General features: G+C 40.3%; 21 protein-coding genes. 11 read left to right on the top strand and 10 right to left on the bottom strand.

The features are described from left to right. Positions 1–188 (top strand): hypothetical protein (locus RMZ42_RS13300; RefSeq protein ID WP_322671850.1); only part of this gene is annotated, 188 nt, incomplete at its 5' end. 8 nt (positions 189–196) lie between these two features. Next, positions 197–637 carry a DUF4332 domain-containing protein gene (locus RMZ42_RS13295; protein ID WP_322671829.1) on the top strand — a complete coding sequence of 147 codons (441 nt, stop codon included), beginning with the start codon at positions 197–199 and terminating at the stop codon, positions 635–637. Positions 638–692: 55 nt separating this feature from the next. Here RMZ42_RS13295 and RMZ42_RS13290 read toward each other — a convergent pair whose 3' ends face one another. After that, on the bottom strand, positions 693–1,307 hold the full coding sequence (locus RMZ42_RS13290) for a TetR/AcrR family transcriptional regulator (RefSeq protein WP_322671828.1): 615 nt from the start codon (positions 1,305–1,307) through the stop codon (positions 693–695). 414 nt (positions 1,308–1,721) lie between these two features. Between RMZ42_RS13290 and RMZ42_RS13285 the strand changes: the two genes are divergently transcribed. From RMZ42_RS13285 to RMZ42_RS13270, 4 genes are all read left to right on the top strand, one after another. After that, positions 1,722–3,308, top strand: a complete 1,587-nt coding sequence (locus RMZ42_RS13285; protein ID WP_322671847.1) for a pitrilysin family protein — start codon at positions 1,722–1,724, stop codon at positions 3,306–3,308. Between the two features lie 35 nt (positions 3,309–3,343). Continuing rightward, complete coding sequence (locus tag RMZ42_RS13280) at positions 3,344–4,861, top strand: pitrilysin family protein (RefSeq protein ID WP_322671827.1); 1,518 nt, start codon at positions 3,344–3,346, stop codon at positions 4,859–4,861. 233 nt (positions 4,862–5,094) lie between these two features. Continuing rightward, complete coding sequence (locus RMZ42_RS13275) at positions 5,095–6,039, top strand: hypothetical protein (protein WP_322671826.1); 945 nt, start codon at positions 5,095–5,097, stop codon at positions 6,037–6,039. A 48-nt stretch (positions 6,040–6,087) separates the two neighbouring features. Next, the gene (locus RMZ42_RS13270) at positions 6,088–7,290 is read left to right on the top strand and encodes an alpha/beta hydrolase (protein ID WP_322671825.1); all 1,203 of its coding nucleotides are present in this window, start codon (positions 6,088–6,090) and stop codon (positions 7,288–7,290) included. 45 nt (positions 7,291–7,335) lie between these two features. Here RMZ42_RS13270 and RMZ42_RS13265 read toward each other — a convergent pair whose 3' ends face one another. Further along, positions 7,336–7,971, bottom strand: a complete 636-nt coding sequence (locus RMZ42_RS13265) for a hypothetical protein (protein ID WP_322671824.1) — start codon at positions 7,969–7,971, stop codon at positions 7,336–7,338. Positions 7,972–8,111: 140 nt separating this feature from the next. Between RMZ42_RS13265 and RMZ42_RS13260 the strand changes: the two genes are divergently transcribed. Continuing rightward, a complete protein-coding gene (locus RMZ42_RS13260; RefSeq protein ID WP_322671823.1) occupies positions 8,112–8,543 on the top strand; it encodes a biotin carboxylase in 432 nt (143 codons plus the stop codon). 134 nt (positions 8,544–8,677) lie between these two features. Here the strand turns inward: RMZ42_RS13260 and RMZ42_RS13255 are convergent, their stop codons facing one another. The 3 genes from RMZ42_RS13255 to upp form a co-directional block, all read right to left on the bottom strand. After that, positions 8,678–8,947 carry a YggT family protein gene (locus tag RMZ42_RS13255; RefSeq protein ID WP_322671822.1) on the bottom strand — a complete coding sequence of 90 codons (270 nt, stop codon included), beginning with the start codon at positions 8,945–8,947 and terminating at the stop codon, positions 8,678–8,680. A 129-nt stretch (positions 8,948–9,076) separates the two neighbouring features. Then, positions 9,077–9,430, bottom strand: coding sequence for a hypothetical protein (locus RMZ42_RS13250; protein WP_322671846.1), 354 nt, complete (start codon positions 9,428–9,430; stop codon positions 9,077–9,079). Between the two features lie 75 nt (positions 9,431–9,505). Continuing rightward, complete coding sequence (upp, locus tag RMZ42_RS13245; RefSeq protein WP_322671821.1) at positions 9,506–10,156, bottom strand: uracil phosphoribosyltransferase; 651 nt, start codon at positions 10,154–10,156, stop codon at positions 9,506–9,508. Between the two features lie 357 nt (positions 10,157–10,513). Between upp and crtH the strand changes: the two genes are divergently transcribed. Next, positions 10,514–12,004, top strand: coding sequence for a carotenoid isomerase (crtH, locus tag RMZ42_RS13240; protein WP_322671820.1), 1,491 nt, complete (start codon positions 10,514–10,516; stop codon positions 12,002–12,004). Between the two features lie 305 nt (positions 12,005–12,309). Here crtH and RMZ42_RS13235 read toward each other — a convergent pair whose 3' ends face one another. Beyond that, positions 12,310–12,870 (bottom strand): DUF1003 domain-containing protein, encoded by a 561-nt coding sequence (locus RMZ42_RS13235; RefSeq protein WP_322671819.1) that lies wholly within the window; start codon positions 12,868–12,870, stop codon positions 12,310–12,312. A 631-nt stretch (positions 12,871–13,501) separates the two neighbouring features. Between RMZ42_RS13235 and RMZ42_RS13230 the strand changes: the two genes are divergently transcribed. After that, positions 13,502–14,863 (top strand): serine hydrolase, encoded by a 1,362-nt coding sequence (locus RMZ42_RS13230; protein WP_416211812.1) that lies wholly within the window; start codon positions 13,502–13,504, stop codon positions 14,861–14,863. Positions 14,864–15,664: 801 nt separating this feature from the next. After that, positions 15,665–15,814 carry a PsaJ protein gene (locus RMZ42_RS13225; RefSeq protein WP_322671817.1) on the top strand — a complete coding sequence of 50 codons (150 nt, stop codon included), beginning with the start codon at positions 15,665–15,667 and terminating at the stop codon, positions 15,812–15,814. Between the two features lie 61 nt (positions 15,815–15,875). Here the strand turns inward: RMZ42_RS13225 and purT are convergent, their stop codons facing one another. The 4 genes from purT to RMZ42_RS13205 form a co-directional block, all read right to left on the bottom strand. Further along, positions 15,876–17,039 carry a formate-dependent phosphoribosylglycinamide formyltransferase gene (gene purT / locus RMZ42_RS13220; protein ID WP_322671816.1) on the bottom strand — a complete coding sequence of 388 codons (1,164 nt, stop codon included), beginning with the start codon at positions 17,037–17,039 and terminating at the stop codon, positions 15,876–15,878. A gap of 65 nt (positions 17,040–17,104) precedes the next feature. Continuing rightward, on the bottom strand, positions 17,105–17,587 hold the full coding sequence (locus tag RMZ42_RS13215; protein WP_322671815.1) for a pentapeptide repeat-containing protein: 483 nt from the start codon (positions 17,585–17,587) through the stop codon (positions 17,105–17,107). Between the two features lie 147 nt (positions 17,588–17,734). After that, complete coding sequence (locus RMZ42_RS13210; RefSeq protein WP_322671814.1) at positions 17,735–19,510, bottom strand: ABC transporter permease subunit; 1,776 nt, start codon at positions 19,508–19,510, stop codon at positions 17,735–17,737. Between the two features lie 47 nt (positions 19,511–19,557). Beyond that, entirely contained in the window at positions 19,558–20,508 is a 951-nt protein-coding gene (locus tag RMZ42_RS13205) for an ABC transporter ATP-binding protein (protein ID WP_322671845.1), read from the bottom strand. A 574-nt stretch (positions 20,509–21,082) separates the two neighbouring features. Between RMZ42_RS13205 and RMZ42_RS13200 the strand changes: the two genes are divergently transcribed. Further along, positions 21,083–21,579 (top strand): hypothetical protein (locus tag RMZ42_RS13200; protein WP_322671849.1); only part of this gene is annotated, 497 nt, incomplete at its 3' end.

Raw genomic sequence — 21,579 nt, 5'->3', positions numbered from 1 at the left:
CATGCGAAACAATCGCATTGTTAGTCGATGCAATCGCATTGTCAGTCGATACAATCGCATTGTCAGTCGATGCAATCGCATTGCAGAAGGTTGGCTTAAAATTGCACATCAATACAAACACTAAACAGCAAAAGCGTTCTTTTGCGAAGAAGCAACTGTCACAATATTTAAACAAGCCTATATTTTAATTTCAAAAATGTCTGCTAAACACAAAGATAGTAGAACTAGTATCCAATCTCGTGATTGGCCAATTGAGCAATTACCTGGACTGAGCCATGAGGAACAATCTCAACTCCAAAATTGTGGGATTACTAGCACAGTAGCTTTAGTCAAACAAGGGAAAACTTTAGAGTCAAGACTAGCGTTAGCAAATAAACTACAGATTCATCTTCAGTATGTAAATAAATGGATGGCTTTAGCTGACTTGGCGCGTATTCCCAGTGTCGGGACACAATATTGTGGTTTATTGCTTCATGCGGGTATTGGTTCTGTAATGCAGTTAGCTCAAACTCCCACTCACAGATTGCACCAACAAATCATGCGCTTGCAGGTAGCAACAATGCAGCGCCGAGATTTGTGTCCAGCACTTGAGCTAGTACAACAGTGGAGTCAGCAAGCGAAAACAATCATTAGTTAGGAGTTAGGAGTTAGGAGTGAGGAGTTAAAACTCATAACTCATAACTCATAACTCTTCACTCTTTAGCTAAAACACCATTAAGAAAAATATCAGCGAGTCCTTCGGCCATTTCCTGCATTTGTTGGGGAGAGGCATCAGGTTCCATGAGGGTATTGTTAGAAAAACCTGCGATCGCAAACATTCCTAAGAAAACTTTCGCAACTAACTTTGCGTCCCCTTGACGATAAATACCTTTATCCATTGCTGTTTGAAAGAATGCTTCGCCGACATCAGTCATTTTGGTAATGACTTCTAATTGAATGCGATCGCGCAAATCGGGGTGAAATTGCACCTCCATAAAACAAACCCGCATCAAATCGGCATTTTTTTGAAAATTCCACATCCGACGGCGCATCACTTGAGCGACGGCTTTATAGCTGCCCATTTCACTCAATTCTGTGAGTAAATCTGTAAGAATCTCTACCCAGCCATTCGTGGCTACTTCTACCAAAATTGCTTTTTTATTCGGAAAATGACGAAATAGAGTACCTTCAGCTATACCTGCCGTTTGTGCTAAGTCGCGGGTGGTAGTGCCGTCAAATCCCTGAGAGGCAAACAACCGTTGCGCTGCCTGTAAAATCCGGGTGCGCGTCTGAGCCTCTGAGGGCGGGGAAGAATTAAAAACTCGCATAACAGTTATGGTTAGATATCCGTAACAAGACTTGTAGCATTATTGTCTAACATCAAGTGAAAGAGCCACTGAAAGCTTAATACAAGATTAACGCTCTTTTGCTAAGTATCCTGTTATTTAGGTAATGTAACTTTATCTTACTTCTCGCTTATGAACCAGAGCAGTCGGTCAATTTTAGATTTTAGACTTCGGCTACGCTCAGTCGAACGATTGGGGACTTCGACTTCTCTCCGAGACGCTACGCGAACGCTCAGTCGAACGATTTTGGATTGGTCAGTTGAAAGAGGCAGGAAGCAGGAGGCAGCAGGAGGCAGGAGAAGCTTTTCAGTTGTGGATTCGTCGCCCCTTACTGATTTGAAACCATTGAACTCTCCTTCACCTTGCTTTTTCTGGTCAAATTTTCCTCCTGCCTTCATTGATAATGTATCTGTCATATTGCGGCGGTTGTTTGTTACTTTGTTGACTTTAATTATCTTTTCGTGGGGATTGCTGCCTGAAGTTGCTTTAGCTCAAACTCAGACAGCACCTCCTCAAGAAACTAAAACTCAAACTCCGCCAGTTGAAAGTTCAATCCAACCTTATCTCGATCGAGTTATTAAGCAATTAACGGAGTTTCGCCTCGACAATGGTTTGAAATTTATTGTCTTGGAACGACATCAAGCGCCCGTGGTTTCTTTTCTCACTTATGCGAATGTGGGTGGTGTGGATGAGCCAGATGGTAAAACTGGTGTAGCTCACTTTCTAGAACATTTGGCATTTAAAGGCACAACGCGCATTGGTACACAAGACTACAAAAAAGAAAAACCGCTACTAGATACCTTAGAGCAGTTGAATGCTCAAATTAAAACAGCGAAAGCCAATGGCAGAAAAGCTGAGGTTATTCGGTTACAAACTGAGTTTGAGCAAGTGGAAGCGCAAGCAGGCAAGCTAGTCAAGCAAAATGAATTGGGGCAAATTGTCGAACAAGCGGGTGGCGTGGGTTTAAATGCCAATACTTCAACCGAAGCGACTCGTTATTTTTACAGCTTTCCTGCCAATAAGCTAGAACTTTGGATGTCGTTGGAGTCAGAGCGATTTCTCGATCCGGTAATTCGTCGTGAGTTTTATAAAGAGAAAGATGTAATTTTAGAAGAACGACGGATGCGGATAGAGAATTCACCTATTGGACTGATGGTGGAAAAGTTTATCGATACTGCTTATAAAGCCCATCCCTACAGGCGTCCGGTGATTGGTTATGACGAAGATATCCGCAATCTGACACCAGAAGATGTCCAAAAGTTTTTTGATACTCACTACGTACCAAGTAATTTAGCGATCGCTATTGTCGGAGATGTCAATCCCACTCAGGTGAAAAAACTGGCGCAAACTTATTTTGGCCGCTTTCAAGCCAAAACCAAAGCTGTTGAACAAATCCCAGTAGAACCGCCACAACAACAAACACGGGAAGTTACTTTACAGCTACCTTCTCAACCCTGGTATTTAGAAGGTTATCATCGTCCGGCAATTACTCATCCAGATAATGCCATCTATGAAATCATTGGTAGTTTATTAAGTGATGGGCGCACATCGCGGCTATATAAGTCTTTGGTAGAAAAGCAACGTTTGGCGCTAAATGCTCAAGGTTACAGTGGATTTCCTGGAGATAAATACCCAAACTTGATATTTTTCTATGCTCTCACAGCTCCTGGTCATACAGTTGATGAGTTGGCGGTGGCTTTACGTCAAGAAATTGACAAATTAAAAACTGAGCCTGTGGCGGCGGTTGATTTGCAACGAGTGAAAACCCAAGCACGGGCAGGTTTGTTACGTACTCTCGATTCCAATATGGGTATGGCTCAACAATTGTTGGAATATGAAGTGAAAACTGGCTCTTGGCGGAATTTGTTTAAGCAGTTGGATGACATTTCAGCAGTGACGACGGCTGATATTCAACGGGTGGCAAAGGAAACTTTTACGCCGAAAAATCGCACGATTGGGAAGCTGTTGTCGAAAGCAGCATGAACAACAAACCGCAAAGGGCGCACAGGAAAATAGATATGCAGAAGTACAAGGTGAAAGCTAAAAGGCAGATAGCGTTGAAAATTCAAAATAGCAAAGGGTTGATTTATGCTTTGGTTGCTGTTTTTGCGTGCTTACTTTTAACTTGTAATTTTTCTCTGGCGGCGACGGCTGAGGCAAAACATTACACAGAATTGCAGCTACCACCGCTACCTGAGATTAAGTTACCCAAGTATGAGCGGTTTGTGCTGCAAAATGGCTTGGTTGTCTATTTGATGGAAGATCGCGAATTACCGTTGGTGAATGGTACGGCGTTTGTGCGGACAGGGAATCGCTTGGAACCAATGGAGAAAGTTGGGTTGGCTGGTTTTACAGGCGCAGTAATGCGAACTGGAGGAACTAAGCAGCATTCGCCTGATGAACTCAACGAGATATTAGAACAACGGGCGGCATCTGTGGAAGTTGGTATTGGTGAAACTTCTGGGAGTGCTAGCTTTGACGCCCTCAGTGAAGATTTAGAAACAGTGTTTGGGCTGTTTGCTGAGGTGCTGCGATCGCCTGTATTTGCTCAAGAAAAGCTAGACTTAGCGAAAACTCAAGCCAAAGGTGGCATTGCCCGTCGAAATGACAATCCAGATGGGATTGCTAATCGGGAATTTAAAAAATTAATCTATGGCAAAGATAGTCCTTATGCTCGCACCATAGAGTATGCAACGGTGGATAAAGTTGAGCGTGAGGATTTGCTCAAGTTTTATCAACAATATTTCCACCCCAATAATATGATTTTGGGAATTGTGGGCGATTTTGAGAGTAAGAAAATGCGATCGCTCATTCAAGCTAAGTTTGGCGATTGGCAGCGTAACCCAGGTATTGCTAAACCCACATTACCAAAGGTTTCACCAGCTAATACAGGTGGAGTCTTTTTTGTCAATCAGCCCCAACTGACGCAAAGTAGTGTGCTTATCGGGCATTTGGGCGGACGTTTCGACAATCCCGATTATGCAGCGCTGGATGTATTGAATGGAGTGTTAAATGGATTTGGTGGACGCTTATTTAATGAATTGCGATCGCGTCAAGGTTTAGCTTACTCTGTCTACGGCCAGTGGAGTCCCCGTTTCGATTATCCTGGCATATTTATCGCTGGTGGAGAAACGCGATCGGATGCTACTGTCCAGTTTGTCAAAGCCTTACAAGCCCAAATCAAGCGCACCCAGACTCAAAGAGTAACGGCAAAAGAACTCGCTTATGCCAAAGAGTCTACACTCAACTCCTTTGTATTCAACTTTCAAGACCCCAGCCAAACCTTATCACGGTTGATGCGATACGAATATTACGGCTATCCTGCTGATTTTCTCTTTCGCTATCAAAAAGCCGTCGCCGCCACCACAGCAGCCGATGTCCAACGGGTAGCACGAGAATATCTCAAACCAGAAAAGATTGTAACTCTAGTAGTGGGGAATCAAACTGCTATTCAACCGCCATTGACACAGTTAGCAAAACAGGTGACACCAATAGATGTAACGATTCCTGGTTCGCAGCCACAGGCAAAGAATTAATCGCGTAGATGGGTAGATACTAAGTATCCAAATAAAATCGCAAGACTCAGATCCCCGATTGTCTAAGAAATCGGGGATCTTGTTTTTAAAATAATTTTCTCCATTATCAGGAAACGACTAAGGACAAATTGGAGTAACAAGTAGAAACTAAATCAGGAACCAAAACCTCTGGGAACTCCAGAGGTTTTTCTCTACTCATCTTTATAGAAGCGATCGCTCCAGCATACACTTCTATGAATGTTTTATTATTTGCCATCCTGTTGGCAATTAACTTAGGTGCTGGATGTTATTTGACTCTAGCTAATCCTCTAAAAGTCTCAGAGCAAACATCAACTAAACTTATTTTTATTATTCGACCAAAAGTATTTTTAGGTTTGGGAATATTTTTTAGTCAATTGTTTGTTTTATTTTTATTTGCGTCTATTGTATTTACACCTATTACACAACTTGTCTGCAATCGTTATCCAAACAATATATCTACTTCAAATATTGATTTGAGTGCGGGACAAAATACTCTAACAGTGATGTGTAAGTTAACAAAAAATAATTGGTTAGGTCGAGAACAGAGTCAAACGCTAGTTTCTGAGTTACTAGAGGCTAAATTGGAAACCCAGATTGATACTGATGGTCAGGCTAAGTATTATAAATATAACATTTTACTATTAAATGATAGAGATAGTTTTCCTTTTTCACGCGCAGGATATCCAAAATTTAACCTTGAAAAATTGCAATTAATAGTATCAAGAATTAATAATTTTTTGAAAAACCCTATAGAGAATAATTTAGCAGTTATACTTGATGAGACTTTTACGGGTTACATTTCTGTCATGATTACTGTATTCTGTGGAATATTAGCGTTGCTAGTAGCGTCACTAGGTTTATTTATCACTTGTAATTTTGACAAGGAAACAAATACTGTAAAGCTTAGTCGTTACAGGTGGTTTGGAACGTTAGGAAAAACAGTTTTTCAATATTCTTTGAACGAAATTACTGGTATTAAGCTTGAACGGATTGATACTAGTATAGGCGAATACTTTTTTCGGGTTATTTTAATACTAGAATTGGGTGATAATCTACTATTAACGCCCAATTATACTTCAAATTATATAAATGGAGATTTTATAGTTAAAGTAACTAAAGATTTTCTGGAACTAAAACATAAAGATAGTGCTAGATAAAAGCGTGAGATTGGTTTCTTTGAAGTCATTACTACCGCATTTTTATTTATGTTTGTTAAACCAAAAATATTTTTATCATCGCTTGCATTATTACTCAGTTTTGCAAGCCTATTTCTTAGCGCTTGGATTATTCTTCCTGCTCCAAATATGTTTTTACTCACACTAGCAGTAGGAGCGCCAGAAGTCAGTCCTTGGTTATTTTTATTAAATTTGCTCTTTTTATTGCTGTCTTTATTCTATATCCGTCGCCGTCAACTCCAACGTTTAGTTTGCATTTTCAGTTTAATCGGATTGCTAATTTGTGGATGGGTGCTAGTGAATATCCCACTAACTCAAATGCAGATGGCTAAAGCGATGAAACAAGGGTTGGGAGCAAATTATCTAGAGCAAATTCCAGTCCAAGTAAGGGCTAATATGCAAACCCATCCTTTTAACTTAATTAATTTCTTTCGGGGTATTCCATTAGGTAAAACGCGTCATCAAAAAGATATTCTCTTTGCTTCTCCTGGGGGAGTGCCTTTAAAAATGGAAGTTTACCAACCCCCAGAGGTAGGAAAATATCCAGCAGTGGTAGTAATTTATGGTGGAGCTTGGCAATATGGCAATACTCATGCCAATACCGAGTTTAATCAATATATTGCTAATCATGGATATACAGTATTTGCGATCGACTATCGACACGCACCTAAATATCAGTTTCCATCTCAGTTAGATGATGTGCGTACAGCCCTAAATTTTATTCGCAAACATGCAGCTGAATATGAAGCCGATTCAGAACGTATGGTACTTTTAGGACGTTCTGCTGGGGCACATTTAGCAATGCTAGCGGCTTATCAACCCGATGCACCACCCATTCATGCTGTGGTGAACTATTACGGGCCTGTTAACTTAACTGAAGGATATAAAACACCACCAAATCCCGATCCTATAAATTCTCGCGCTGTTTTAAAAGCATTTCTTGGTGGTTCTTTAGAAGAATTGCCTAATCGGTATAAAATTGCTTCACCGATAAATTACCTAACGCACCCTTTACCGCCAACTTTATTAATTTACGGCAGTCGCGACCATTTGGTGCAAGCGCGATTTGGCAGACAGATGTATGAACGTTTACATAATTCTGGCAATACTGCGGTTTTTCTCGAAATTCCTTGGGCAGAACACGCTTTTGATGCTGTTTTCAACGGTGTGAGCAATCAATTAGCGTTGTATTATACTGAGAGATTTTTGGCTTGGGCGTTGTTAAAGCAATGATTTGATTCGCAGACTCATTCACAAGTATTAAAAACTCAGCACTCCTTACTCCTTTTGAGGCCAGCGCCAGTTATAGCGATTCCATTGATACATTCCTTGAATTTCATACTCAGCGCCGTTTAAAAAGCGGATGACACAATTAGTAGAGGAATCATCGCTGCATCTACGCCCGTCGTAGACATCGCTAATTTCCTCAACCTTAATTACCATACAGGGGAACCATTCCCGCTTACAAGGGCCATCTTCTTGCACCCATTCCCATAGTGCATTGGAAACTTCAATGCGATCGCCTACTCTTAACTTTAATGCATCCTCAAAATAAGAATACTTGTCAAAATGATATGACTCAACCCGATTCAGCCACTGTAAACCATAGCGTTGGCGAATAAATTGTACCGTTCCAGAATCCTTTTCCAGCAACCAGTCGTTGAGTAATTGCACTTTCCAAGTGCGGTTGCGTTGTTCTTCCTCCTTAACAAATTTTAAAAATGCTTCTAACTCTTCTGGGGTAAGTTCGTCTAGAGGATTAGCAATATTTGACATCCCAGACGTAGAATTTCCCTGAATTTGCTCAACCACTTGCAGTAATATCTGTTTCTGCGTGTCAGTGAGAGGACAGCTTGCTGCATCACAATCATTAAAGGCTGCGAACATAGCTACTTCAATCTCATCTGGAGTCATAAGTTCATAGCAATTGAGGGGTTATTCCCCTAATTATTACAAATGTTAAATTCAAGTCTCCAATCACCCTGTAGTTAAATTCAGGTAAGCTGAGGTTGTAAGTTAAATATTGTTTGCTAAATTAACTCACGGGGTCTTTTATGCGGTTGCGTTCACTCACGGTGGTTTTTATTTCATGTCTCATTACTTTTCTATCGTGGGTGATTATTCCCCCAGCTGTAGCCCTGACACAGATTAAACTATTTGATGTCTCTTATAAAGATTGTCCACCAGAACTAGCACAAGGGGCTGTTATCAGTAGTGGTAGCGCTGCTGCCAATTGTTTTCTTGTCGTTGGCAAAGCCGAAAATGGCACTAATAAAACAGTCTACGACGCAGATATTTTTGGACGCATCTATGATGCTAATAATGACTCGGTGATGCAAAACCGCACTCGCTTAGGCTCTATTACCGAAGTGCCACCAGGTATTAGCGATTTTGAATTGAGAATTTCTGTAGCTGCAAATCAACCTACTCCGTTGAAGCTAAAACAGTTCAAGGCTGCGGGGTTTAGCGGTCAAGTGCGTAAGTAATTCGTAATTCGTAATTCGTAATTCGTAATTCTTAGTACGGCTAGGTAATTAGAAACCCTGTAAAAAATCGTAGAGACGCTTGTATACTTAACGTCTCTACACAATTCTTTACCAAGGTAGTAATCAAAATCCTTCTATAAGGGCAGGCTAGCTGGAATGGCACTCAGAAGACTACTAACTAGATTGAGTGCTAAGAAAGCTAAGATCGGCGAAAAATCCATACCGCCCAATGGGGGAATAATTGAGCGGAATAGATTCAGATAAGGATCGGTTATCTGGGCTAAAGCGGCAAATGGCTGGTTATACCAGTTGATTGTCGGGAACCAGGTTAGCAAAACCCGGATAATTAGCAAATAGCTATAAAAGGTGACAAAGGTAATTAGTGTCGTAATCAGTAAACTCATGGATAGCTTTGTTTCCTACTAGGTGTCAAACGCGGTCTTATGTTTTAATTTTAATTTAGTCCAAAGTCAAAAGTGTTTGCGGATTTCACGTTTACCACACTTGACACTTTCACCACGCCTGAACAAACTTCAGGAGTCTTTAGTGAGGGAGCGCTCATTGGTTGCTTGGGGTGAACCGCCATTAACATTTCCTAGTTGCTTTCGCACTTCATCAATTGTGGCATTTAGCTGGGCAATTTTATCTTCTAGCGATCGCCTGGCCGTCTCTATACCAGCACTCTCACTTTCTGAGGCTTTCATCTGACGCCGCTTTGCTGCTATTTTTTTCGCTTCGGCTTGACTATCTGTCAGTTCTGTCTCCTCTTCTATTAGCAATTCTGGTTCGCGGCGAGAAGCAATCAGTGCCCCGATAACACCGCCAAATACGCCACCAACAAAGGCCCCTGCTACAAAACCACTGCCAAAACCATCTCGCTGACTCATATCTTTACCGCCTTCAACAAACCTTGCAACTTTTACAGTAGTTATGCTATTTTCCTGCCCTAGCTGCATACTAGCTTAAGTCCCAAAGATGCGATCGCCTGCATCTCCCAATCCCGGTACAATATATCCCTTACTGTCCAGTTTTTCGTCAATAGTAGCCGTGTAAATTATTAAACCTGGATAAGCTTCACTCAATTTTTGCAAAGCTGGTGGAGCTGCTACTACACAAACAATCCGCGTCAGGGCAGGGTCAGCACCCCGTTGTATCAATTCTGCCATTGCTGCCATAATCGATCCTCCGGTTGCCAACATTGGATCGGTAACTAACACTCGTGTTTGGGGGTCAAATTTTTCTGGTAACTTGTTCAAATAACAATGAGGTTGCAGTGTCTCTTCATCTCGCGCCAAACCAAGGTGGTAAATCGATGCTAAAGGCAATAAAGTCTGCGCCCCCTCTAGTAATCCTAGCCCAGCTCGCAGAATCGGCACTACTGCCATAGGCACTTGCGGATCGATTACCGTTGCTGCACAGGTATCTAAGGGACTCTGTACTGTTGTTTCTTGGGTCGGCAACCAGTCTCGTGCAGCTTCATAAGTCAGCCATCTTCCCAACTCAGTCATGGCACTGCGGAATAATACTGAAGGCGTGCCTGCATCACGGGCAACTGCCAGCCAGTGTTTGATCAGGGGATGGGGTGGAACATAAACGCGCAATTGTAGCGTCATAGCCAGAAATAGGCGCCTTTTGATTGTATAAGAACTGAAACACCATAATACTCTTTCCTGCATCCGGCTGACAGCTTAAAATTAGCAATCTCAAGTTTATTGATAAATATTTTCATTAGTAGTTGACATTAATTCTCAATCAAGGCTATATTCATATACAGTGTTCTCCTCTCTTTTAAGGATCGGCAGACGGGATTAGCCAGCAGTAGCAGGCTCGTCCCTCTTTTTTTTGATTGGGCATTGGGCATTGGGCATTGGGCATGGGGCATGGGGCATTGGTCAAGTCATTAGTAAATATTGATTGACTCTAGACAAAGGACAAGGGACTCTAGACAGAGGACAGAGGACAAATGACAAATGACAAATGACGCAATCGTAATTGGGTCTGGGATTGGCGGATTAGTGACAGCGACCCAGTTAGCGGCGAAGGGAGCGAAAGTGCTGGTACTGGAACGTTATTTGATTCCTGGCGGTAGCGCTGGTTATTTTGAACGCCAAGGCTATCGATTTGATGTTGGTGCGTCAATGATTTTTGGGCTGGGACAGAACGGTACAACCAACTTACTCACCCGTGCATTATCAAGTGTAAATGTCAGCCAAGAAGCGATCGCAGATCCGGTACAGATTCACTATCATCTACCCCAAGGTTTAGACCTGAAGGTTGACCGGGTTTATGAAACATTTTTGCAAAATCTTACTGCTTATTTTCCCCATGAAGAACAAGGGATTCGTCACTTTTATGACGAATGCCAAAAAGTATTCAAGTGTCTCAACAGCATGGATTTGCTGTCGCTAGAAGAACCTCGGTATTTACTGCGCGTATTTTTCCAGCATCCTTTGGCGTGTCTCGGTTTAGCCAAGTATCTGCCGCAAAATGCCGGGGATGTGGCGCGGCGTTACATCAAAGACCCGCAATTATTGAAGTTTATCGACATGGAATGTTATTGCTGGTCGGTGGTTCCATCAGATATGACACCAATGATTAATGCTGGAATGGTCTTTTCTGACAGGCATTATGGCGGAGTTAACTATCCCAAAGGCGGAGTCGGACAAATTGCCCAAAAACTGGTGGAAGGTCTAGAAAAGGCTGGAGGTCAAATTCAGTACCAAGCTAGAGTCACCAAAATTCTTACAGAACAAGGAAAAGCGGTAGGTGTGCAACTGGCTAATGGTAAAGTATATCGGGGTAAACGCATAGTTTCTAATGCTACACGCTGGGATACATTTACACAATTATTACCAGTAGAAGCAATGCCAGATAATGAGAAAAAATGGCAACAAAACTACCAAAAATCTCCAAGCTTTTTGAGTTTGCACATCGGGGTAAAGGAGTCAGTTTTACCTGCGGGGACAGAGTGTCACCATATTTTGCTGGAAGACTGGGAAAAGATGACAGCAGCAGAAGGCACAGTTTTTGTTTCGATTCCGACATTGCTTGACCCAGATTTAGCACCAAATGGATATCATATCATTCATGCCTTCACGCCTCACTGGATTGATGATTGGCAAGAACTTTCTCCAAGTGAGTACGAAGCAAAAAAAGAAAAGGCAGCTTGGCGAATTATTGACCGCCTAGAGAAGCTTTTTCCGGGTTTAGATGCCGGATTGGATTATTTAGAAGTGGGGACACCGCGCACACATCGCCGCTTTTTGGGTCGTGAAGATGGCACTTATGGGCCAATTCCCCGACGTAAATTGTGGGGGTTATTGAATATGCCCTTTAATCGCACAGCTATATCAGGACTTTATTGTGTAGGAGATAGCACTTTTCCAGGTCAAGGTTTGAATGCAGTTGCTTTTTCTGGATTTGCTTGCGCCCACCGTATTGCCGTAGATTTAGGATTTTAACTACAGATACAGCCTCCGCAAAAAACCTAGTAAGCGGATAGTGTTACTAGTGAAGCTGGTAGCTACCCCAACAATCTGAGTAACTCTCAATACGTTTTGGTTAAGAAAGTTATCTGTTAAAACGAGTTCTTTGAGCGAAGGTAGAAGAAAGTGTTGGGGAAGCAAGAGTATTTAAATTTAATCTCTTCACTTTAAGTGCCTCCAAACCACCTTCCCAGCTTATCTAAACCGTATTGAGATGGGTAGCAAATACAATCAAAAAGTTACTAATTTTAGTACTTTTGCTAACACAATAGTAAGTGTTGTTACTCTTGGTCTGGTATTTTTTGGTTCCGAAAATTAGCTAACTCTGATGCTAAAGTCTCTTCTAATGCATCTAGAATCGCTTGGGGATCAACAGCTTCCTTCATTATTTGGGCCTGCGGATCGGAGCGATTTTTGACATTGGGAATATCTTGGCGTAATTCTTCAACTAAAGCGATAAGTTTTGCGATTTTCTGCTCAGAGAGCAGGTTAAGCTGAAGGCTAAGTTGCGCCCGTTGCTCTGCTAATTTTTCCTGACGCTCTTGTTTTATCAACACCCCTGTTGTTACTAACAGGGAACCTGCGGTCAGTGAAAATTGTAGCCAAGAAAATGGCGGGGGATCGAATCTTGATATGCCTAAACGTCGTGGTAAAACATTGGGTGTTACCCACAGAATAATTCCTAACAGGATGCTATACAGGAATACCGGACGACCAAAAAAGGCTGTTACCGTTTCTACAAACCGTTGATGTTGAGGTACGTCTTTCTCATAACGTCTGTGCAGGTCAATAATAGTCTCGATATTTTGACTAATCGCTTCCGGCAATGGGGCAGTGGGCAAAATGGCATTGTTGAAGATGGTACTTGCGGTGAATCTTTTGGATTTGGTTTATCTTGGGAAAACATGGACAGTTTACTTGCAGTACTGATTTCTCTAAATCAATAACTCAAGTTTCAGCTATATATGTATACTTTTAGGTAGAAAAATAGATAAAAGTACCTATAGACAGATTTTGGGAAATTGCTATTGCTGTTGGATCAAGCAGATATATTGAAACAGAATCATAGCATCAATTTTCTTGTTTCAATATTGTATTTGAGATATAGTGATTTGTTAAAACTATAGTTGATTATATATTTTTTAGATATGTCATTTTGATGTCAATGCTATGTCAGGATAACAGTCATGTTTATGTGGTATGTCTATCGAATATCTAATGTAGATTTCGCAATAAAAGCTTTCAGTGACACAATTGAGGCATTACAGCTCACGCCGGAGAAATAGTCATCAGCGGCGATACGCAAACGCATTCGTGCGTGGATGCAATAGATTACGCCACGCTCAAAATCGGTTCGGTTGGTTCTTTACCATGCCTTTTCACTGCAATTTACTAAACTTTTCATAATTGTGCTTTAATGGTGGGCGGCTTTTGTTCGTTCAAGAATTTTCCTCACACACAACGCGATCGCTGATGCTACTCACACACAAAGAAAACATTGTAAAATTCAGTTGGCTTCTACCCAGCTTCTTAAGCTTAATCCTGCTTGGCTCTACTGTTAAAGCTAATGGTGCGATGCCTGCGGCGGGCGTAGCGATGGCTAATTGGCATTTTGATAGCAATCGCAATCATCTGGACTTCACCACAGATGAAAATGTTCAACCGAAAGTACAATTACTTACCAGCCCGACTCGTCTGGTAATTGATTTACCTGGAGTTACATTAGGATATCCACAGGCTAGTCAAAGAGTGGGATTAGTAATTAAAGACATTCGCATCGAGCAGTTTAACGCAGAGACTACCCGCATGGTAGTTACTTTAGCACCCGGTTACACCTTTGATTTAGCACAGGTGCAACTGCAAGAGGAATCCCCCAATCATTGGTCTGTGCAGTTACCCAAACCCATACGATTGACTGCAACCCAGCCGCAATATTTAGAAATAACTCCGAGTATTTCTCCAAGAGTGAATGATAATAGCACTCTCTTTGCTGGCGTGGTTCCAATGCATTCACCGATGAAAGCGCTGGAACCTCAAATTAAAGCCTTGATGAATCGCTACAGCTTTCTGAAAACAGGAATGTTTTTTCTGGATTTGGATACTGGGGATTATTTGGATATTGGAGGCGATCGCGTTTTCCCGGCTGCTAGTACAATTAAACTGCCAATACTTATCGCTTTTTTCCAAGATTTAGATGCTGGTAAAGTCACCCTTCAGGAAAACCTGACGATGCGGCGTGACTTAGTTACCAATGGTTCTGGAAGTATGCAATATGAGCGAGTTGGCAAGAAGTACACAGCTTTGGAAACCATCACTAAGATGATTACCATTAGTGATAATACTGCCACCAACATGATTATCGATCGCTTAGGTGGAGCGGCGAAACTAAATCAGCGTTTCCGTAGTTGGGGACTGAAAGACACGGTAATTCGCCATCTTTTAGCTGATTTGAGAGGAACCAACACCACAAGTTCTCAAGATATGGCGCGGGTGCTGGCTTTAGTTGTGAATAACAAGTTAGTTTCGCCCCAAAGTCGGGAGCAAGCCTTAGATATTCTGCGTCACACCACAATTCATACACTGCTTCCCGCCGGTTTGGGGAAAGGTGCAGTTATCGCCAACAAAACCGGAGATATTGGGTTTCTTATTGGCGATGCGGGATTTGTGACTATGCCCAATGGTAAGCGTTACCTGGCGGCTATCTTCGTTACCCGTCCTTATAAAGACACAAGAGGGAGAGACTTTATCCGTCAAGTTTCCCAATTAGTTTACAATTATCTGAATCAGCCGAATCCAGTTGCTGCGGTTGATTCGCTTAATAGTGTTGCGAAATAGCAGTTCAAAATAGATATTGCTAGGGGCGCATAGCTATCATAGGTGTCAACTTAACGTGAAACCTTTGCAATAGCCTTATATCAAGTCCACTCAATTACTAATTATACCCTTGCAACCCCATCCCACTTTTATCTAGCGACAAAATCTACTTTCACCGCGAACCTACGCTGTACACACAAGTCTGAAATGGCTGAAAAACCCAAGGTTTTACCCCACCCTAACCCTCCCCGTATGTATTGGGGAGAGAATTAGATTTCTTTCTTGCCTAAAATTTAAGTGTTTTGAGTTTCTGTTACAAAACTTGCAAAAGTGAGGGAACTAGATTTCTTTTTTTACCCCAATGCATCGGGGGGTTAAGGGGGGTAATTCGACTTGTGTGTACTACAATCAATTCATATTTTTCACACATAATTTACGTATTTAAAATAACAAATTAGCTTAATATCCTGTTATTTCTTTAGATAGAGGATAAAAATAATTCGCAAAGTTAAATTTAAATTAGGTGCTATTTCATACTCATGGTTTAATTTTTAAAGCTCCTAAAAATATTTTTTAGGAGCTTTTTTAAAATTAAAAACAAAGCAAGTATGTTGGAGATATTTTAGTTATTATCTAATTATCTTGCCAATACTTGAAAAAGAGATGAAAAGTGATATTTCAGATATAAATATCTCTTAAATGGTTATTATGGCATTGTCATTCCGTCCAAAGTGAGAAGTCTTGAAGTATCACAATATCTTTAGTAAGTGCAACAATGCAACCCCAAATAGTTGCAGTTCGGAAAGTTTTTAGGAGCATTATATGCAGAAATCAAACAACCAACAAACATATTTCCTTAAGTATCTTTCCCTAGCACCCGTTCTTGCTGTTCTTTCGATATCAATTGCCTTTTCTACCTGGGCGATTTTTAATTTCATTTTCCCAGACCTTCTCTTTCATCCTATGCCATAAGTCAGTCCGCCATAGGTTCAAACCTATGGCTAATAAACAATTGTGCTAAAGCAGGCTAAATTTAGATAATTGTGATTTTACTTGCAGCTCTAGTAGCCTTTTCCCTAGCCTCTTGGACATTCACACCTTTCGCCAAAGCTACGCCCATTCGCCGATATAGATGAGCATTAGGTTTACCAAATAATTTAATATCTACATCTTTTTCTGATAAAGCATCGGCGACACCACTAAAAGCAATAGAATCAGATTTTTCTGAGGCTAAAATTACTGCACTAGCTGATGCTCCTAGCTGTTCAATATGAGGAATTGGCAAGCCTAAAATAGCTCGCAGATGTAGTTCAAATTCGTTAAGATTTTGTGAGATTAATGTCACCATTCCCGTATCGTGGGGCCTGGGAGAAAGTTCGGAAAAAATCACTTCATCTTTAGTAATGAAAAATTCAACGCCAAAAATTCCGGCTCCTCCTAAAGCATCAGTGACTTTTATAGCTATTTCTTGGGATTTTGATATTTTATCTTCATAAATTTCTGCGGGTTGCCACGATTCTTGATAATCGCCTCTTTCTTGGCGATGACCAATGGGAGAGCAGAAAATTGTCGGTGCATTCCACTGTTTAATTGTCAGTAAAGTTATCTCAATTTCAAAGTTAATAAATTCTTCTACGATGACCTTTTGACTGTCTCCTCTAGAATTAGCGATCGCATAATTCCAAGCTTTCTCAACTTCACTCTTATCCTGCACTACAGATTGACCTTTCCCTGATGATGACATCACCGGTTTAACAACATTGGGAAAGCCAATTTTATCCGAAACTGCAATCAATTCTTCTAAAGTTGTTGCATAACCATATTTAGCCGTTCTGATGCCCAATTGTTGATGCGCCAGTTCCCGAATTCGATCGCGGTTCATTGTATAGTTAGTAGCAGCCGCAGTCGGAATAACTGTAATCCCTCGCTGTTCAAATTCGATGAGTTTTTCGGTTCGGATTGCTTCAATTTCTGGTATAATAATATTTGGCTGATGTTTTGTCACTACAGCTTCTAAATCATCAGCACTGAGCATAGAAATAACTTCATAAGCATCAGCAACCTGCATCGCTGGAGCATTGGTATAGCGGTCAACGGCAATCACATAATTACCAAGACGTTGAGCAGCGATCGCAAATTCTTTGCCTAGTTCTCCTGAACCCAGCAACATCAATTTTTGGGGCAACTTAATACTCATTAATTTATCCAGATCGATATCAATTCAATCATCTTATAATTTTTTGTGTTTTCATTACTAACTTCTCAAGAATTAAATATCGCTTTGCGTAATTCTAAATCTTGACGTTGTAAATGATTTAAACCAATACCCACGCCAAATTGACACTTATCTACTTGAGTCTCCAACCAAATAGTCTCGTTCAGAGTTGCACCTCGTAAATCTGCATTTCTCAAGTCTGCTTTCGTAAAATTTACAAATAAAAGGTCTGCATTTACTAAACTACTACCTTGGAGATTTGCTTCTGACAAATTTCCTCGTATGAAGTTGACATCATCTAAAATTAAACCAGATAAATCTGCTCCCATAAGATTAGGAAACTTTAGCTGACTGGGATATTTAAAAAATCTCATTATACAGATGATATTAGCTTCATTTAATCGTATTTTAGTTAAAAAGTCATAACGAGCGATGCCCAGTTGCTTAAGAATTTGTAGACGTTCTGGGGGACTTTGTTCTAAAAAGTGAATGGCTGTGTAGCGTAGGTCTTGAGTAGAGATGTTTAACATGATTTTCAGATTGCTGTGATACTTGTGTCAATACAAAAATTAACAAATAATAGATAATATAGCAGTCTTAAAGCATTCATAAAAAATAAAAACCCCAATTTATTTGATAAATTGAGGTTCTAAGTTTATTGATAACTATCTAGCTAGTTATGCTAATAATGCTTTCGTAGCAGATTCGCCTGCTAATCTCACTTGCCTTGTCAACTGCAAGTTTAACCATCCTAGAAAAGTTAACTCAGCGAGGAATGCCATAAAAATTGTTGTCGTACTAGAGCCTTGTATACCAGCCCAAGGAAAAGTTGAAAACAGCCATACAGTAGAAACCGCAGTAGACACCTGTGATGTGATGCCGATAAATTCTAAAATTATCGGTGGTAGTAACACTGCTGTACCTATAATCCGAATTGCCCAGAAAGAACGTTTGGGAGTTTTCAGCAAAAGTAGCAATTGGGCGATAGTAGCGTAAATCATGATTACGCTGATAGACAAAGCTATAGCTAAAAGTACTTTAAACCTGTCAACATCTTTAACCAGCCAAGTTTGGTCATTGTTAGTATCAAAAACAGATGTAAATGAAATCCAGACTAGCCAGGGGATAGTAACAATTGTAAGATTAATTGCGATCGCCACGAGTGCAGGGCTTTTTTCAGCCCAAATTAGATCCTGCCAAATACTCTTGTGGCTAGAAACTCCTTGATGTCGATATCTTGCCCAATCTTGTACATCTTGACGGTGAGGCGAAAGAACTGCAATTAAACTTAAAATCAACACCAAGTTGTACGATGCTAGCAAAATGTAATTTCCCCCAAATTGTTGATCTAATGTGTAACTATTTTCACCAATTTGTAAAGTAAAACCCCAGATCATCAACTGGCAAAATGCTACTAATAAATAACTTTGCTTCTTGCTAATTATTGAGGCTTGAGGATTACGGAAGCAACGTTTAAGAATGTGCAAAATTCCGTAACTGCACAATCCCAAGTTTAATAAATGAAAGCCAAGAATACTAATAATATTTCTCCCTAATGGGAGATAGAAAAATTGCAGCTTTTTAATATCCGAGTCATTGGATAGATTAAACAAGTTAGGAAATAAATAATTAGTTGTATCCCAAGGATTAAAAAGTCTAAACCAAGCAGTTGAATTATTTAAACTGTGGTTAGAAGACGATGCGAGTAACATCGTTATGAACAAAAACATAAAAGTTATACCGCTAACTAATAAACCTAACAAAGGCTGAGAACCACTAAATGAACGGCTAAGTAAGCTAAGTAGTAGTGCCGCACTGTAGAAGAAAATACAGCTAGCAGCAAGAATTGCGTAGTAACCCAAAATGTAACTAAAAGCAATTTTGGCAGAAAGCCCAGCCCATAAATGTAAAGGAACTGCTACTAAAATCATGAGATAAATTAAACTCGGAACTCCTAACAACTTGCCAGTCAATATACTTGTTTCTGATTGGGGACTAAGACGGATAAAGTTGAGTGTGCCGCGAGTTTCTTCTTTAGCGAAATCATTGATTAGCAAATAAGTTCCTGCAACTAGTAGTGTAAATATAAAAATTACACTAAATGTTAAGAATATATATTCCCAATGATCTCGCCACCACAACTGCCAATCAATTTGATTTGGGGGACAAAAATTTTTTGAAAAGAAATAATTTAACTCATCAATTTTAGATTGATTTGATTCCTTGAAAGCCTGTGTTTGTTGCGGTTGATATATTTGACTTAAACGACAGTATGTACCAGTTAGGGAGTATTCATTATCAGGAAGGTTACTTAAATGATATAAGAGAACTACCAGTTGCAATAGTAAAGATGTTACAACTACGATCGCTACATTAAAAAATTTAAATTGTCCTTTGAGTTCGCGAAATAATTGCGGATTCCAATCGCCGATTTTGTCAATTAAATTAAGCATAGTCTGAAAAATTTCTCCAAAAATAGTGAGTGAGATTTATTGATGAATCAAGATGCTTGTTTGTGACCTAATTTTAAAAAAATGCTTTCTAAGTCTTCTTGCGTGCAGTGAAAATCAGTTAAAGGAATGCCGATTTTGATTAGCGATCGCAATAACTCGGCACTATCTTCATCTTTGCCCGAAAAATTCACCCGCACGCTGTTTTTTCCTGATATCACCTCCCATTCTTCTACTAAAGGATGGTGTTTAAGCTCGTTCAAAAGTGTCTCTAAGTTCCCTAGAGTTGATAACACAATTTGCTGATGGGCTAGACGTTGATAAAGTTGCTGTAGGGAAGTACTTTCTACTAAAAAGCCAAGTTCCATAATTCCTACAGAAGTACAAATTTCCGCTAAATCGCTGAGAACGTGGGAGGAAATGATGACAGTCATTCCAGCTTCTTGCAAAGCCTTAATAATTTCACGAAAGTGCATCCTCGCAATCGGATCGAGTCCAGAAACAGGCTCATCTAGTAATAGTAAAATTGGTTCGTGGATAATAGTTCGCGCTAAACTTAAACGCTGTTTCATTCCCCTCGACAGAGTAGAAATCTGACTATTGCGTTTATTACCAAGTTGAATAAGTTCTAAAACTTCATGTAAGCGTTTAGTGCGGCGCGGTTCTCGCAAACGATATAAACGCGCAAAGTAATCTAAGTAATCCCAGACTGTCAAATCTTCATATAGTGGGTAGTCATCGGGTAAATAGCCAAGATGACGCTTAAGTTTGAGATTACTGTTGTCACGGATGAGGCGATCGCCATTAATATAAATCTCACCCGTAGTTGCTTCCTCAGCAGTCGCCAACATTCGGATGAGAGTTGTTTTACCCGCGCCATTCGGCCCAATCAATCCATATACTTCCCCCGCCTGGATTTCTAAATCCACATCATTGACAGCAACGTGTCGGTCAAATTGCTTAGTTAGTCCATGGGTGCAAATTGCTATTTCTTTTACCATCGCGACTGGGGTGCGGCTTGTGATTAACACTTAACGTAACCTCTTTCTACAACTTCTGTCAGTCTGGTTTCAGAAATTGAAACTAATTTACGTAAAGTTGCTTTGAGCAATACTTTGGACGATTTTTAGTTGAGGGAATCGGCAAGCTATCAAATCATTAAAGTGCTGATTAGAACAAACAAGCACCTTAATGGTTCGATAGCTGTATGGAAATTGATAAACTCCGCAGAAACCCTCAATTTATCACTTCTGCTTTGCTAATTCCTTGTCTATAGCCGATCTCAAAGTAGTATTGCCACCGTTGCTCATCCGTCAAGCTTTATTTGACTAAGTGTTCTAAGTGATTGATAGCAAAATTACATATATTTTTTTTTAGATAATTTCTAAACAATGCTAATACTGGTAACAAAAACATTAATACTGTTAACTCTTCATTAAATTAAAAAAAAATAGCCGTCATTTCACCAATTTAAATGAAATTAATAAAACTAGTAAATTCGCTAGTTACAAGTGCTACTCAGACTACTTAGCATGAGAAGCGAAACAAACATCAAGATTTTGCCTGGAGTTATCAATGAATAAGCAACTTTCTACTAACGCTTTAATTATTGTCATTAGCTTGCTTGGGGTATCTTCTGGTATCACACCGGCTTCAGCTAACTTCATATCTGCAATAACAACAGCCACAAAAACTGAAGTTCCTAAAACAGTACAAAGTGTAACCACAACCACTAATACTGCTGAAGTCGCAAAAGGCGTTAAAGCTACTGTGCAAGAGACAACTAATACCACCGTTGGACAAGTGGCTGGAGTTGCAACTGATTCTAAGACAACTGTACAAGTAAAAGACCCAAGTCAAGTTAAACTACCATCCTTGGATAACCCAACACAGATTGTCCAAACCACTGGTCAAGCTGCGGTTGGAATTAAAGCTGATCAACAAAGTACTCAAGCTAATGCAAAAGCCGACCTGGGAGTACAAATCGCTGATTTAGCCACAGTCGGTATCTGTTTAGACGCTAATGCAACATTAGGAATTGCTAATAAAAATAGCTCGGCTAATTGTTCCAA

The organism is Nostoc sp. DedQUE05, from assembly GCF_034530955.1.
Taxonomy (GTDB): domain Bacteria; phylum Cyanobacteriota; class Cyanobacteriia; order Cyanobacteriales; family Nostocaceae; genus Nostoc.
The sequence above is the reverse complement of the archived record's forward strand: the minus strand, read 5'-3'. Positions and strand labels throughout refer to the sequence as shown.